Below are 15,295 nucleotides of genomic sequence, written 5' to 3'. Positions count from 1 at the left end.
CGAGGAATCAAATAGTCAGCTGCCTCGCAGTGGTGCCACCACCCTGCTGCCGTCTGGTGCGGTCAGCAGGGTGGTGCGCGCTCCGTAGTACTCGGTGAGTGCCTGGGCGGTCAGCACCTCATCCGGAGTGCCGGTGGCGACGACCCGCCCGCAGTTGATCAGCACGATGCGGTCCGCGTACTGCGCCGCGAAGGTCAGATCGTGCAGTGTGGACACGACGGTGGTGCCGTCTTCCCTGCGCAGGGTATCTACGAGTTCGAGCAGGATCTGCGCGTGGCCAATGTCCAGACCGGTCGTCGGCTCGTCGAGCAGGAGTACCCCGGTGTGCTGAGCGAGTACCCGGGCCAGCACGGCACGTTGCTGTTCGCCGCCAGAAAGAGTGCGTAGTTGACGACTGGCTAAATGCGACAAGTCAAGGCGACCGAGTACCGCCGTGACGATGTCCACATCGGATTGCCCCTCCCTGGCGAGGGCGCCAAGATGTGGTGTGCGCCCGAGTAGCACGTAGTCGGTGACCGTCAGCCCGTCTGGAAGCGAAGCGCCCTGCGGCAGGTAGCCGAGCTTTCTGGCAAGCTCGCGCCGCCCCAACTCGCTGGCCTTGTGCTCGCCGATCCAGACGTCGCCGGTATGTGGCACCAACCCCGCGATCGCCTTGAGCAATGTGGACTTTCCAGTACCGTTCGCCCCGATGATCGCGAGCCATCCGCCCGCCGGTACATCCAGCTCAACCTCGTGCAGCACCGGATGTTTGCGGTATCCCGCGGAGAGGTCCCGCAGGGTGAGCCCGACCGTCATACCCGCCCCCTGGCTGAGCGGAGCACGAGTACGAAGAACGGCGCACCGGTGAATGCGGTGATCACGCCGATCGGCAGTTCGGCCGGATAGCGCACGTTGCCGGCCAACTGGTCAGCGACGATCAGAAAGATGGCGCCGGCGATCAGCGACATCGGCACGATCACCCGGTAGCTCGAGCCGGCAAGCAGCCGGACGATATGCGGTACGACGATGCCCACGAAGCCGATCAGGCCGCTCACCGAAACCGCGGCCGCGGTCGCCAGCGAAGCCGCGGCAAGCACCAGGAACCGGATCCGGCCTGGGCGCAGCCCGAGCGATGCCGCTTCAGCGTCACCAAGTCCGAGCACGTCCAACAGTCGCCCGCACAACACCAGAACGACGGCGGCCAGTCCGATATAGGGCAAGGCGAGCAATACCGCGTTCCAGTCGGCCAGGTTGAAGCCGCCGAGCATCCACAGGTAGACATCCTTCAGGGTGTCCACATTGAGCTGTTGCACGAAGGTCTGGACCGCGGTGAGGAACGCGGCCACCGCGACGCCAGCGAGCAGCAGGGTTCCGGTGCCGGACGAACCGCGCCCGCTTGCCGACCTGCCGAGTAGCCAGGTGAGGCCAACCCCGCCGAGCGATCCCGCGAACGCCGCGATCGGAATCGGATCGACCGGCCAGCCGCGGACGGCGGGGACCGTGACCATCACGATCGTGGCGGCCATCCCCGCGCCGGCCGCGGCGCCGAGCAAGTAGGGGTCCGCGAGCGGATTCCGGAAAACGGCCTGGTAGCAGGCACCCGCGCTGGCCAGTGCCGCGCCGACAAGGCCGGCGAGCACGATCCTCGGCACCCGCAGCTCCCAGATGATCGCCGCGTCCCGTTCGGACAGTGGGGAAACGCCACCGGTGAGCTGTGCGACGATCTCGGCGAGGACCTGCCGCCAACCGAGCCCGGATGAGCCGATCAGGACGGCGCCGAGAAAGACCACGACGAGGCCAAGCAGACCGAGGAGTAGAACGACCGGGCGGAGCCTGGTTCGCTTGCCGGCGACGGGGTGTGGATCCCCATCCGGCGAGGTGCCCTCCGGTGCCGATTTCCCGGCGCGCGGTGCGCGCAACACTCTCGATTACTCCTGGTTGCCCGCGGACTTGACCGCATCCGAAACGGCGCGCACGAACTCGACGATGCGCGGGCTCCACCGCGAGGCGGTGTCGTCGTTCAACTCGATCACCTGCTCCGCGCGGACCGCGTTCAGCGTGTCCCAGCCGGGCCGGCCGGCGACCCGCTCCTTGGTCATACCGCAGCATTTGGTGTCGGCGAGGAAGATCAGATCCGGGTTGGCTTGCAATACCCGCTGGGCGGATAGCTGCGGGTAGCCAGCAGCTGCCGGATCGTCGACGTCATCGGCGATATTGCGCAGCCCGAAGCGCTGGTAGACCCCGCCAACGAAGGTATCCGAGGTCGCGGTGAAGTGATCCGGACCGAGCTCATGGTAATAGCTCAGCTTATCGTCCGGTTTGGGTGTTTCGCGAATGATCTGGTCGATCTCGTCGCGGGTCTGTTCGGCGAGCTCGGCGCCCTTCTGCTGGTGCCCGGTTGCTGTGCCCAGTAGCTCGTACTGCGCGTAGGCCTCGTCCAGCGTTTCGGCCGCCGGCAGGATCAACGTCGGAATGTCTAGTTTGTCCAGTGCGGCGACCAGGTCGTCGGTGTCGTCATGGGCGACCACCAGCTGCGGGTCGTACTCCGCGATGGCCTCGGGGTTGGGGTTCAGCCCGGAGAGCTTGGTGCGCGGGGCCTCTTGCGGATAGTTCGACTGATCATCCACGGCGGCGACCTGGTCGCCCGCGCCGAGTTCGTAGAGCACCTCGGTAGCGGGTGGGGACAGCGACACGATCTCGGTCGGTTTGCTTTCCAGCGTGATGGACTGGTCGTTACCCGGCGACGTCACGGTGACCGGGAAAGCGGCGTTGCCGGCCCCGTTGCCCGATGAGGATCCGTCGCCAGAGCGGTCAGCCGCGGACTCCAGTTCCCGCTGGGCGCAACCCGCGAGCACGGCGGTGGCGAGCACCAGCGTCAGCAACGGCAATAAGCACCGGCGAAATCGGGAGGGGCGAGTTGCTTGCCCGGTGCGTTGGATGGACCCGGTCATGAGGCATCCCGTGTTCTCGGCCGGCACCGGGGGGCGGTTTCCGCACCCATCGCCGAGATCTGTCCTGCCGGGAGTACGGACGCCGCACCCCTGCACCGGAGGCGGTTGGCGTCGGCGTGACCGACAGGCGACCTGGCTCGGTTCCTGGAAACCTCACAGTTGCGGGACAGCGCCGGATTCGCACCGGACTTCGCAGTCGCTCACGCCACCGGTCACGTGGACCGGCGATGAGCCACGCTACCAGGTTAGACGGCCCATGGTCCGGTATGCGGTGTGCTCGCGGCCGGCCGCATCGTTATCAAGTCGAGAACGCAGTGATCCGGGCAACAGGTCCCCCAGAGTTCACGTGACTGTTACAGTTCCATCCAGACATGCGGGCCGGTGTCGTCCCGGGCTTAGAGAGTCGACGTCTTATCCGATTCTTCCCAGCAGGGCGACGAGGAGGGTCGATGTCATGATCTTCTCCGCTGTTCCAGAGAAGCAAGCGCTGTATGACCCCGCTACGGAGCGGGACGGTTGTGGTGTGGCCGCGGTCGCCGATATTCGCGGGCGGGCGCGGCATGACATTGTTTCCGATGCGTTGACGGCGCTGGTCAACCTGCGACATCGGGGCGCCGCGGGTGCGGAGCCGACCAGCGGCGACGGCGCGGGGATCTTGCTGCGGCTGCCCGACGCGTTCCTGCGCGCGGAAGCGGATTTCACACTGCCGCAACCAAGCGTGACCGGACAGTCGCGCTATGCCGCCGGCATGGCGTTCCTGCCGAGGGACGATTCGGCCCGTGAGGCCGCCTACCGGCTGGTGGCGCGGATCGCGGCCGAGGAAGGGCTCGTGGTGCACGGCTGGCGGGAGACGCCGGTCGCCCCGGAACGGGCCGGTATTGGCACGGCGGCGCGGGCGGTGATGCCCTACTTCGCGACGTTGTACGTCAGCGGCGAGCCCGGCCCTGCCGGGCACCGACCCGCAGGTATCGAACTGGACCGGCTGGCCTTCTGTCTTCGAAAGCGCGTGGAGCGGGAAAGCAAAGCGGCGGGCTGCGGGGCCTACTTCGTATCCCTGTCCGCGCGAACCTTTGGCTACAAGGGAATGCTGACCGCCGAGCAACTGCCGGTTTTCTATCCCGATTTGACCGATCCACGGTTGGTCAGCTCGATCGCGATCGTGCACAGCCGGTTCTCCACGAACACCTTCCCCTCCTGGCCGCTTGCCCACCCGTTCCGGTTCGTCGCGCACAACGGTGAGATCAACACCGTGCGCGGGAACCGCAACCGGATGCGCGCAAGGGAAGCGCTGCTGGCATCCCCACTGATCGCGGGCGAGCTGAGCCGGCTCTACCCGATCTGTGATCCGGACGGCTCGGATTCGGCCTCCTTTGACGAAGTCCTCGAGTTGCTTCATCTTGGTGGGCGCGATCTGCCGCACGCGGTGTTGATGATGGTCCCGGAGGCATGGGAGAACGACACCGCGATGGATCCGCGTCGCCGTGCTTTCTACCAGTTCCACGCGAGCCTGATGGAACCGTGGGACGGACCGGCATGCGTCACGTTCACCGATGGCTCCCTGGTTGGCGCGATACTCGATCGCAACGGGTTGCGGCCGGGACGCTGGTGGCGCACCGCCGATGACCGCGTAGTACTGGCCAGTGAGAGTGGCGTGCTGGACATACCGCCGGAGCGGGTGATCGCGAAGGGCAGGCTGCGCCCTGGTCGGATGTTCCTGGTGGACACCGCGCAAGGCCGGTTGATCGACGACGACGAAGTGAAAACGGAGCTGGCCGAACGCGCGCCCTATCCGGAATGGCTGCGCGCCGGACTCCTCTCGCTCGCTGATCTGCCGGACCGAGAACACGTGGTGCAGCCGCACGCTTCGGTGCAGCGCAGGCAGCAAGCCTTTGGCTACACCGAGGAGGAGTTGCGGGTACTGCTCACCCCGATGGCGGTCAACGCGGCGGAGCCGATCGGTTCGATGGGAACGGATACGCCGCCGGCGGCGCTGTCCGCTCGGTCCAGGCTGCTGTACGACTATTTCAAGCAGAACTTCGCCCAAGTCACGAATCCGCCGCTGGATGCGATCCGCGAGGAGCTGGTCACCTCGATGGCGCGGATCATGGGCCCCGAGCGCAATCTGCTCGACCCTGGACCCGCGTCCTGCCGGCATATCCAGCTGTCCCATCCGGTGATCGACAACGATGAGCTGGCCAAGCTCATCCAGGTGAACCGGGATGGTGATCAGCCGGGCTTCTCCTGCACTGTCCTATCAGGACTTTACGAGGTGGACGGTGGGGGAACGGCGCTGGCCGCCGCGATCTCGCGAGTATGTCAGCAGGCTTCGGCTGCCATCGCCTCCGGAGCACGCACTCTGGTGCTGACCGATCGGGATTCCGATCACCGGATGGCGCCGATTCCTTCGCTGCTGCTGGTTTCCGCGGTACATCACCATCTGATCCGGACCAAGGAACGGTTGCGGGTTGCCCTGGTGGTCGAGTCGGGAGACGCCCGCGAAGTGCACCATATCGCGCTGCTCCTCGGTTACGGCGCGGCCGCGGTGAACCCCTACCTCGCGTTGGAGACGATCGAGGACCTCATCGTGCAAGGCGCGATCACCCGCGTGGGACCACGGCTCGCGGTCCGCAACTACCTGCATGCCGTGGTGCACGGAGTGCGCAAGATCATGTCCAAGATGGGCATATCCACGGTCGGCGCGTACACCGCCGCGCAGGTCTTCGAAGCCTTCGGCCTGTCCCAGCGATTGCTCGATGAGCATTTCACCGGAACGGAGTCGAAACTCGACGGTGCCGGGCTGGAGCTACTCGCCGCCGAGGTGGCCGAGCGGCACCGCAGGGCCTATCCGGAGAATCCCAGCGAGCGCGAGCACCAACGGCTCGAGGTCGGCGGTGAGTACGCCTATCGTCGGGACGGCGAGCTGCATCTGTTCACCCCGGAAACCGTGTTCTGGTTGCAGCACGCCAGCAGGAACAGGCATGCCGAGGCCTACCGGCGATACACCGACGAGGTGGAACGGCTGAACAGGGCAGGGGGAGCACTGCGTGGGCTGTTCCAGTTCCATTCCGACCGGCAGCCGGTACCACTGGACGAAGTCGAGCCGGTCGAGGCGATCTGCCGGCGGTTCCACACCGGTGCGATGTCCTACGGGTCGATCTCCGCCGAAGCACACGAAACACTCGCCATCGCGATGAACCGCATCGGTGGTCGGTCGAATACCGGCGAGGGTGGTGAAGACGTCGAGCGGCTGTACGACCCGCAACGCCGTAGCGCTATCAAGCAGGTCGCGAGTGGACGGTTCGGGGTAACCAGCGAGTATCTGGTCAACGCCGACGACATCCAGATCAAGATGGCGCAGGGCGCGAAACCGGGGGAAGGCGGCCAGCTGCCACCGGACAAGGTCTACCCGTGGATCGCCAGAACCCGGCATTCCACGCCCGGCGTGGGGTTGATCTCACCGCCTCCGCATCACGACATCTACTCGATCGAAGACCTGGCACAACTGATCCATGATCTGAAGAACGCCAACGAGTTCGCGCGGATCAACGTGAAGCTGGTGAGCGAGCTGGGCGTTGGCACGGTCGCCGCTGGGGTCGCCAAGGCCCATGCGGACGTCGTGCTGATCTCCGGGCACGACGGGGGTACCGGAGCGGCACCGTTGAACTCGCTGAAGCATGCCGGCACACCGTGGGAGATCGGCCTCGCGGAAACCCAGCAGACGCTGTTGCTGAACGGGCTGCGGGACCGGATCACCGTCCAGGTCGATGGCGGTATGAAAACCGGCCGTGATGTGGTTGTCGCGGCGCTGCTCGGCGCGGAGGAGTACGGATTCGCCACCGCGCCCCTTGTCGTGGCTGGCTGCGTGATGATGCGGGTCTGCCATCTGGACACCTGTCCGGTGGGGGTCGCTACGCAGAATCCGACGCTGCGCGAGCGTTATACCGGTCAGGCCGAGCATCTGGTGAACTACTTCCGGTTCGTCGCGGGCGAAGTCCGCCGGCTGCTCGCGGAGCTCGGCTTCCGGTCCTTGGACGAGGCGATCGGCCACAGTGAAGTGCTGAACACCGACCACGCCGTCGAACAGTGGAAGGCACGGGGTCTCGACCTTGGCCCGGTGTTCGCCAGGGTGCACCCGCCGACCGGAGGCGCGCCGCGCAAGGTTCGTGAGCAGGAGCACGGTCTTGCCCATGCCTTGGACCGCACGATCATCCAGCTGTCCGAGGCGGCATTGGAGGATGCCCGGCCGGTGCGACTGGAACTGCCGGTACGCAACGTGAACCGGACGATCGGCACCCTGCTCGGCGCGGAGATCACCCGCAGGTACGGCAGCGCGGGGCTGCCGGACGACACCGTGTGGCTGACGTTGACCGGTTCGGCTGGCCAGTCGCTCGGCGCGTTCCTGCCGCCCGGGGTGAGCCTGGACCTGGTTGGCGACGCGAATGACTATGTAGCCAAAGGGCTGTCCGGCGGCAGGGTGATCCTGCGCCCCGATCCGCGGGCGCCGTTCCTGGCCGAACGGCAGGTGATCGCCGGCAACGTGCTTGGGTATGGCGCGACATCCGGAGAGATCTTCGTGCGCGGCGAGGTAGGCGAACGGTTCTGCGTGCGCAATTCCGGCGCGCTGGCCGTGGCCGAGGCGGTGGGCGATCACGCGTTGGAATACATGACCGGCGGACATGCCGTGGTGCTGGGGCCAACGGGGCGCAATCTGGCCGCCGGCATGTCCGGGGGTATCGGCTACGTACTGGATCTGGCGCCAGAATCGGTGAATCGCGCGACCGTGGAACTACAGCGCCCCGAGGAGTCCGAACTGGACTGGCTGCGCACCGTGGTGCGCCGTCATCGCGAGTACACCGGATCTACCGTCGCCGAGGCGCTGCTGGCCGACTGGGCACGAGGCTCGCGGGCGTTCACCAAGGTGATGCCGAGGGACTACCAACGAGCCCTGCACACGGCCGCACGCGCGACGGTCTCGGGGACGCCGGCGGCCAGCGCGGTCTTGTCGAATGTGGACGAGGAGGCCTCGCATGGCTGACCCGACCGGTTTTCTCGACTATCCAAGGATGACCGCGCCGAAGCGGGAGGTCGAGGAACGGCTGGCGGACTGGCATGAGGTGTACGCGCCGCAGGATCGCATCGAGCGGGGCAGCCAGGTTCGGCAGCAGGCGCATCGATGTATGGACTGCGGAGTGCCGTTCTGCCACTCGGCCGGCGCCGGCTGCCCGCTTGGCAACCTCATTCCGGAATGGAACGAACTGGTCCGTACGGGGAGCTGGCAGTTGGCCAGCGAGCGGCTGCACGCCACGAACAATTTTCCCGAGTTCACCGGCAGGCTGTGCCCGGCGCCCTGTGAGTCGGCCTGTGTCCTGTCGATCTCCCCGGCATCCGGTGGGCCGGTCACGATCAAGCGCATCGAGCAGGCCATCGCGGACGAGTCCTGGGAGGCAGGCCGCGTCACCGAGCGGCGGGCCTCGGTCGCCTCGGGCAAGCAGGTCGCCGTGGTCGGCTCCGGGCCAGCGGGGTTGGCCGCCGCCCAGCAGCTGACCAGGGCGGGGCACCAGGTGCATGTCTACGAACGCGACGATCGGCTCGGCGGGCTGCTGCGCTACGGCATACCCGAGTTCAAAATGGCGAAGAGCGTGCTGGATCGCCGGCTGGCGCAGCTGCGGGCGGAAGGCACCAAGTTCATCGCCGGGTGTGATGTCGGCAGCGATATCGCCGTCGAGCGGCTGCGTGCGCGCTATGACGCCGTGGTGCTGGCGGTGGGCGCGCTTCGCGGTCGAACGGACACCAGTACCCCGGGAAGTGAGCTGTCCGGGATTCATCTCGCGATGGAACATCTGGTCGCCGCGAACAGGGCATGCGAGGGCGATGGGCCCCCATCGGTCGACGCGGCTGGCAAGCATGTGGTGATCATTGGCGGCGGCGACACCGGTGCGGACTGTTACGGCACGGCCGGCAGGCAGGGCGCGCGCTCGGTTACGCAGCTCGACCGCTACCCGATGCCGCCGCCCGAACGCGACGATGCGATCACGCCGTGGCCCAGCTGGCCATGGCTGCTGCGCACCTACCCCGCGCACGAGGAAACTGGCCAGCGACGGTTCGCGGTCGCGGTCGAGCGGTTCATCGACGACGGCCACGGGCGGGTACAGGCGGTGCAGCTTCGCCGGGTTCGGGTGGAGCGCGACGCGGCGACGGGCGAGCGCGTTCCGATGCCGGTCGATGATCGGGTCGAGCGACTGCCCGCGGACCTGGTGTTGCTGGCCATCGGCTTCGACGGGGTGGAGCGCATGGCGCTGCTTGACGAGCTGGGGCTGAGCCCCTCCGCGCGGGGCACGCTTTCCTGTGGCAGTGACTGGCAGACCGCGGCGCCAGGGGTTTTCGTCTGCGGGGACGCGCATCGGGGTGCCTCGCTGGTGGTATGGGCGATCGCCGAAGGGCGTTCCGCGGCACATGCGGTGGACAGCTATCTGATGGGTTCCTCGGATCTACCTGCGCCGGTGATTCCCAGCGCGCTTCCGCTCACGCCAGCCTGAGGTGCCACCTTCGGCCAAGCGGCACCATGGTGTCAGCCGGTAACGGACCGCTGTCAGTCCGCTGCCAGTGCCGTGCCAGCCGCGCTGCCTACCGTCGAGCTCGACAGGAAGACCACGAGCGAGATGGAGACGAGCGTGACGTCCCGGGTACAGAACGTCCTGATTTCCGGCTGCGGAGTGGCTGGGCCCGCCCTGGCCTACTGGCTGCATCGCTACGGCTTCACGCCGACCGTGGTGGAGCGCGCGCCGCAGATCCGAACCGGTGGCTACCGGCTGCAGCTCGACGCCATCGTGCAGGAGCCGTTGAATCGTCTTGGCATCCTGTCCGAAGCCCGCGCGGTTGGCGGTGGCCTGGTGAGCATGCGGTTGATCAGTGGGCCGAACAACCGGGCCGCGACCTATCCCGCATCGCCATCCGACACCAGTTTGGCGATCCGGCGCGGTGACCTCAGCGAACTCATTTACCGGCGGTCCAAGGACACAGTGGAGTACATATTCGGGGACGCCATCACCGCGATCGAACAGCGCCCCGGTGGGGCGCGGGTGGAGTTCGAGCATGCTCCGGCACGCGAGTTCGATCTCGTGATCGGCGCGGACGGGTTGCATTCAACGGTGCGCGAGTTGGTTTTCGGGACCAAGGACCGATTTCTGCGGTACATGGACTCGTACCTGTTCCTCACCGCCATCGACAACTACCTGGGCGTGCGGGATTTGCTGACGGTACGCAGGGAGCACCGCAGGGGGAGCGCGCTGACCACGTTCCCCGGCAACGAGGAACTCGAGTTGCTGTTCATGGTGCGTACCCATGAGCCGCCAGGGCCGGGTCCACGCGACGAGCAAACGCAGAAACAGCTGATGGACAGCGCGTTCGCCGCGGACGGCTGGGAAGCTCCGACGATGCTGCACAAGATGTGGGACGCCAGCGACTACTACTTTGGTCGCGTCGCGCAGGTGCGGATGGATCGGTGGGTACAGGGCAGGGTCGCGCTGGTCGGCGACGCCGGCTACTGCCCGGACCCGATGACCGGCGCGGGCACGGCTTCGGCGCTGGTGGGCGCCTGTGTGCTGGCCGGTGAACTTGCGGCCGCGGGTGGCGACCATTCGATTGCCTTGCCCTCCTACCAGTCCAAGGTCGCCAAGTTCGTCCGGGGCAACCAGGACTTCGTGGACACCAGTCTCGATCTGTTCGCCTCCGCGGCCAAGGATGACAAGCGGTTCAGGATGGAGAACCTGATGTACTCCGGCATGCTTCGGGCCGCGGCCCTTGCCGCCCGGTTCGGGGTGGATGCGACCGGATACTCGCGGGCCACGAAACAGATCCAGCTGCCCGACTACTCCCAGTACGTAACCAGATAGCCGGGGCGAGCCGATCCGTTGCCACTCGATCAGTCAGTTAACCTGATCGAGTGGCAACCGGTTATTCCTCCTGGGTACGGGAGTGGGCGGGCAGCTCGATCGCCAAGATCCGTGCCGACCGGATGGAAACGCGGTGGCTGGAGTTCCCATTTCCCGCCAACTGGGGAATCCGGTTGCGGTTCCTGGACGAATCGGCGCAACCGAGCGGAAGTATCAAGCACCGCTATGTGCGGGCCTTGTTCCTACACGCGCTGGCCAGTGGCTGGCTGACGCCGGACACCCCGGTCGTGATGGCGACGAGCGGCAACGCCGCGGCGGCCGGTGCCTATTTCGCGAATCTCATCGGTGTCGAGTTCACCACCGTGCTACCGGCGAAGACCGGCGCCGACAAGGTAGCGCTGATCGAGCATTTCGGCGGGCGGTGCCGCTTTGCCGAGCCACCTTCGGCCATCTATGCGGAGGCACGCCGACTCGCTGATCAGCTCGGCGGTTGGTACCTGGACCATTTCGTGCATGTCGACCGCGGTGACTGGCACGGCGCGAACGATCTCGCCACGGAACTGGTCAACCCGTGCGATCCGCCGAGGTGGGTGGTGCTCGGCGCGGGTACCGGTGCGAGTTCGGCGAGCGTTGGCCGTTACCTCCGGTATCGCGGGCTGCCCGGTCAGCTCGCCGTGGTCGATCCGGAACATTCCGCGTACTTTCCCGGGTGGGTGATGGACACCGATGCCTATGCGACCGGTATGCCCTCCCGGATCGAGGGCATCGGACGACCGCGGATCGAACCTGGTTTCCTGCGGGGCGCGGTCGATCTGGTGATCCCGGTCCCAGACGCGGCGAGCATCGCGGCGATGCGGACGTTTCGGGAGCGAACCGGGCATCTTGTCGGCGCCTCAACCGGGACGAACCTGTGGGGTGCCTGCCAGCTCGCGGCGACCATGTTGCTCGAGGGCACCGGGGGCACTATCCATAGTGTGGTTGCCGATGGCGGTGAGCGTTATCGACACACCTGTTATGACGAGGGCTGGGTGGCCGAGCGGGGACTGGAACTCGCTCCGCGGCTGATGGTGCTCGACCACTTCCTACGTACTGGCACATGGCCGCGCTCGGACGCCTGAGCTGGGCTCCAGCTGGATGAAGATCCCTTAATCTTCGGCTCACGCAACCATCACCACCGGCGTCCATCGTTGTCAAGGTGAGCGCGAAGACGATTGAAGCGACGGCCAGCACCCCGGGGATCGCCGATGGCGATACCGCCGAGGAGCTCGCCGGTGCGGTGCTTGCCGGTGTCGGTGGTGAGCTCCTGAGCTTCCGGGTGCGGCAGGTCGACCATCAGCCGGCGGCTGGCACGACGGCGACCTACGCGGCGCGAGTGCGCTGGGCGGACGAGTCGGTCACCGACGAGCTGCTCGGTGCGGTCGACGGGGCACTGCCGGATGGCGTGGCCAGGTTGAGCGACGGCCAGACCGAGGTCGGCATGTGGCGGTTTCCGTATGACCCGGAGCTGCCGGCGCTGCCCGCGGCGTGTGACCCGGAGCGGATGCGGCGGCTGGCAGCCAGCCTGGGGCTCGGTGACGGCCCGGTCACCACCCGGGTGCGTAGTTACCGGCCGCGGCGCAGGGCCGTGGTCGAGGTACGCAGCGGTGGGCGCGCGGTGTTCGTCAAGGTGCTGCGTGGTACTGCCAAGGGCGAACATCGGGCACATGCGCTGCACGAGCGCCACCGGCTTGCCAGGGCTGCCGGCTGCCCGGTGCCGGAATCGCTCGGCTGGACCGATGACGGGCTCGTGGTGCTGGCCGCGATGCCGGGCAACACGTTGCGTCAGGTGCTCACCGCGGGCCAGCCAGGCGAGCTGGATATCGATGAGGTCCCTCGGATGCTCGCCACGCTGCCCGCCGAGCTCGCCGAGTTCGGCAGGCGTCGGACCTGGGGACAGCGTGCCGCGCATTACGCCGCGATACTCGGCTCGATCGTGCCGGAGTTCGCGGGCCGGGCGGGGAAGGTCGCCACCGCGGTCGACCACGATCGGCCCGAAGGGCCGGATGTCGCGGTGCACGGCGATTTCTATGAAAGCCAGCTGCTGGTCCACCAGGGCAGCATTAGTGGGCTGCTGGATATCGACACGGCCGGCAAGGGGGAACGCCTCGACGACGCCGGCTGCCTGCTCGGGCACCTGTCCGTGCTCGCCCAGATACACCTCGATCACGCGCCGGTCATTGACCGGCTCTGTGCCCGCCTGCGCGCCCGGTTCCAGCGGGAGCTGTGCCCGGCCGCGCTCGACCGGCGGGCCGCGGCTGTGGTGCTTTCCCTTGCCACGGGACCACATCGGGTGCAGGAAGCAGAGTGGCAAACCAAGACAGGTCAGCGGATCGGCCTTGCCGAACGGTGGCTCGAGTGTGCCGGCCGCGACTGGCCGGTCGGACATCAACGCCCGTAACCCGGGTAACTACACAGGAGGAACACATCATGGCTTCGAAGCGTCCTTGGGTACTTGCCGGTGCGGCCGCGGTGGCTGCCGCTGGATTCGGTATCGCCGGGTTCACCGCGAACGCGGATGACGTCCAGCTCAACGACCAGCGGCAGGCGCCGATCGTGCAGACCGCGAATGACGGTTCGGCCCAGCAGGGCCCGGCGACCGCACAACCGGATTCGCCGGAGTCGGCGGACTCGCCACAGGCATCGCCGGTCGACTCGGCGAACTCGCCAGCGGACACGCCTGGGGAGTCGGCGGATTCTCCCGCACAGTCCGCAGTGGACTCGCCGGCCAACTCGCCAGCGGATTCCCCGAACGACCAGACGGATTCGCCGGCGAACTCCCCGGCGAACTCGCCGAGCGACTCGCCCAACTGATCTCTCGCTAGCGACCGCGCCCGGGTTTCCGCCAGGGCGCGGTCGTCGGTGCGAGTGGCCAAGCCGGGCGAGAATCCTGGCTGCGGCTGCAGATCACCATCCGGCGAGCGAGTCAAGCAAATCCTGCGCGCGGGCCAGGTCAGCCGTTAACGGTCGATCGGCCATCGACGGGTCCAGAATGGACGCGGCCGCGTCATACGCCTCGCGCACCGGGAGGTCGACGAGATCCGCCGCGCGCATCCGCAGCGCGCGAACCGCGGCTACCAGCTCGCAGGAGAGCACGACCCGGTAGGCCGTGGCGGCCTCCCTGGCCTGCCGCGCCGCCTGGGTGGAAAAGCTCGCGTGGTCCTCAAGACCGCGCGAGACCACCGCGGTGCCGAGAGTGACCGGCAGCGCGGCATGCCGCAACTGCGTCAGCGCGTCATGCGCGACGTACTCCAGGATCATCACGCCGGAGCTGCCGGACGGTCCGCTGGCGAGGAACGCGGGCAGATCAGTGAAGGCGGGCTCCACCAGGTCACCGAGTCGGGCGGCGGACAGTTCGGCTACCTGGTGCAGCGTTCCTCTGGTGTGGTCGAGCGCGCTGGACAGGTACGCCGTGTGGAAATGCGCGTGGTGGTAGATCTCCCCGTCAGCGACCGAGACCATGGGATTCTCCGGCCCGGTGTTCATCTCGATGTGCAGCACCTCGGAGAGATAGCGCACGGCGTCCAACGCGGGGCCCTGAACCTGTGGGAAGGCACGTAGGCCGAACGGGTCCTGCACGCGGCGGCCGGGGCGGGGCGTCTCCCGCATACCGAGTAGCCGGCGCAGTTCTTCGGCGCAGTACACCTGGCCTGGATGAGCCCGCGCCTGGTGTACCGAGGTGGCGTACGCCTCGGGGGAACCGTCCAGCGCGATATAGGACAGTGCGGCCACCGCGTGGCTGGCCCTGAGTAACGTGTCCAGTTCCACACAGGCCAATGCGGCTTGAGCCAGGGTGGCCGCGTTGCTGCTCATGAACGCCAGCGCGTCGCCCGAGCCGATCTCGATCGCGGGCAGCGTGCCGCGACTCCACGGGCCCTCGCCGGCGAGCGCCAACCCGGTTTCGGCCAGTGCCGTCAGGTCGCTGGTGCCGATCGCGCCGATCTCGTGTACCACGGGCAGCGCGTCCTGGCGTAGCGCGTCGGCCATGCTGCGGAGCAGCCGGGGATGCGCGCCGGAATGCCCTGCGGCGAGCTGGTTCAGCCGGATCAGCAGCATCGCGCGCACCTGTTCATCGGGCAGCCGATGGCCACTGCCGCCCGCATGGCTACGCAGCAGCCGCTTACCGTGTTCCGCCGCGCTATCGGACTGCACCATGGCTTCGCGATTCGCGCCGACGCCGGTCGTGCGGCCGTAGACGACGCGGTGGGTGGCAAGCTCCTCAGCCAGCCGCCAGGAGTGCTCAGCGCGTTCCGCGGCGTCCGGATCGAGCCGCACGGTGCTGCCGGTGCCCGCGGCCACCGCGGCCACGGTGGCGCAATCCAGCGAATCGCCGTCGACGACGACCGCCTGCTCAGTCATCCCGCCTCCCTCTTTCCGCAATGTGACCACTGCTAGCGCTATCGTAATTGTCCATTATGGACACGCTGCCGCAGGCTG

10 protein-coding genes and 1 riboswitch are annotated in these 15,295 nt (G+C 67.3%); of the genes, 6 read left to right on the top strand and 4 right to left on the bottom strand.

Features of this window, described 5'->3' with window-relative positions:
• Window positions 1-15: 15 nt before the first annotated feature.
• The 3 genes from EV191_RS22150 to EV191_RS22140 all read right to left on the bottom strand — a co-directional run bounded on the left by EV191_RS22150 (window position 16) and on the right by EV191_RS22140 (window position 2,930).
• Window positions 16-795, bottom strand: a complete 780-nt coding sequence (locus EV191_RS22150) for an ABC transporter ATP-binding protein (protein ID WP_132879062.1) — start codon at window positions 793-795, stop codon at window positions 16-18.
• Entirely contained in the window at window positions 792-1,784 is a 993-nt protein-coding gene (locus EV191_RS22145; protein ID WP_243659142.1) for a FecCD family ABC transporter permease, read from the bottom strand. Before EV191_RS22145 ends, EV191_RS22150 begins: the two co-directional genes overlap by 4 nt.
• Window positions 1,785-1,907: 123 nt before the next feature.
• Window positions 1,908-2,930, bottom strand: coding sequence for an ABC transporter substrate-binding protein (locus EV191_RS22140; protein ID WP_132879061.1), 1,023 nt, complete (start codon window positions 2,928-2,930; stop codon window positions 1,908-1,910).
• Between the two features lie 105 nt (window positions 2,931-3,035).
• A riboswitch (cobalamin riboswitch) is annotated at window positions 3,036-3,171 on the bottom strand.
• 213 nt (window positions 3,172-3,384) lie between these two features.
• Between EV191_RS22140 and gltB the strand changes: the two genes are divergently transcribed.
• The 6 genes from gltB to EV191_RS22110 all read left to right on the top strand — a co-directional run bounded on the left by gltB (window position 3,385) and on the right by EV191_RS22110 (window position 13,672).
• Window positions 3,385-7,965, top strand: a complete 4,581-nt coding sequence (gltB, locus tag EV191_RS22135; RefSeq protein ID WP_132879060.1) for a glutamate synthase large subunit — start codon at window positions 3,385-3,387, stop codon at window positions 7,963-7,965.
• Complete coding sequence (locus EV191_RS22130; protein WP_132879059.1) at window positions 7,958-9,466, top strand: glutamate synthase subunit beta; 1,509 nt, start codon at window positions 7,958-7,960, stop codon at window positions 9,464-9,466. Before gltB ends, EV191_RS22130 begins: the two co-directional genes overlap by 8 nt.
• A 135-nt stretch (window positions 9,467-9,601) precedes the next feature.
• Window positions 9,602-10,822 carry an FAD-dependent monooxygenase gene (locus tag EV191_RS22125; protein WP_165913053.1) on the top strand — a complete coding sequence of 407 codons (1,221 nt, stop codon included), beginning with the start codon at window positions 9,602-9,604 and terminating at the stop codon, window positions 10,820-10,822.
• A gap of 50 nt (window positions 10,823-10,872) precedes the next feature.
• The gene (locus EV191_RS22120) at window positions 10,873-11,940 is read left to right on the top strand and encodes a PLP-dependent cysteine synthase family protein (protein WP_243659137.1); all 1,068 of its coding nucleotides are present in this window, start codon (window positions 10,873-10,875) and stop codon (window positions 11,938-11,940) included.
• A 77-nt stretch (window positions 11,941-12,017) separates the two neighbouring features.
• On the top strand, window positions 12,018-13,259 hold the full coding sequence (locus EV191_RS22115) for a phosphotransferase family protein (RefSeq protein WP_132879057.1): 1,242 nt from the start codon (window positions 12,018-12,020) through the stop codon (window positions 13,257-13,259).
• A 29-nt stretch (window positions 13,260-13,288) separates the two neighbouring features.
• Window positions 13,289-13,672: a RodZ family helix-turn-helix domain-containing protein gene (locus tag EV191_RS22110; RefSeq protein ID WP_132879056.1), complete on the top strand. Its 384-nt coding sequence runs from the start codon at window positions 13,289-13,291 to the stop codon at window positions 13,670-13,672.
• Window positions 13,673-13,765: 93 nt separating this feature from the next.
• Here EV191_RS22110 and EV191_RS22105 read toward each other — a convergent pair whose 3' ends face one another.
• Window positions 13,766-15,217, bottom strand: coding sequence for an aromatic amino acid ammonia-lyase (locus EV191_RS22105; RefSeq protein WP_132879055.1), 1,452 nt, complete (start codon window positions 15,215-15,217; stop codon window positions 13,766-13,768).
• Window positions 15,218-15,295 lie beyond the last annotated feature (78 nt).

Source organism: Tamaricihabitans halophyticus (assembly GCF_004340875.1).
GTDB lineage: Bacteria > Actinomycetota > Actinomycetes > Mycobacteriales > Pseudonocardiaceae > Tamaricihabitans > Tamaricihabitans halophyticus.
Note: the sequence above shows the minus strand (reverse complement) of the source record. Positions and strands in the feature narration are given on the sequence as shown.

What these genes read in the sequence shown, in the direction of transcription:
- EV191_RS22140 (WP_132879061.1), bottom strand. Translation starts at nt 2,930, where the DNA reads ATGACCGGGTCCATCCAACGCACCGGGCAAGCAACTCGCCCCTCCCGA.
- EV191_RS22105 (WP_132879055.1), bottom strand. Translation starts at nt 15,217, where the DNA reads ATGACTGAGCAGGCGGTCGTCGTCGACGGCGATTCGCTGGATTGCGCC.
- EV191_RS22130 (WP_132879059.1), top strand. Translation starts at nt 7,958, where the DNA reads ATGGCTGACCCGACCGGTTTTCTCGACTATCCAAGGATGACCGCGCCG.
- gltB (WP_132879060.1), top strand. Translation starts at nt 3,385, where the DNA reads ATGATCTTCTCCGCTGTTCCAGAGAAGCAAGCGCTGTATGACCCCGCT.
- EV191_RS22110 (WP_132879056.1), top strand. Translation starts at nt 13,289, where the DNA reads ATGGCTTCGAAGCGTCCTTGGGTACTTGCCGGTGCGGCCGCGGTGGCT.
- EV191_RS22150 (WP_132879062.1), bottom strand. Translation starts at nt 795, where the DNA reads ATGACGGTCGGGCTCACCCTGCGGGACCTCTCCGCGGGATACCGCAAA.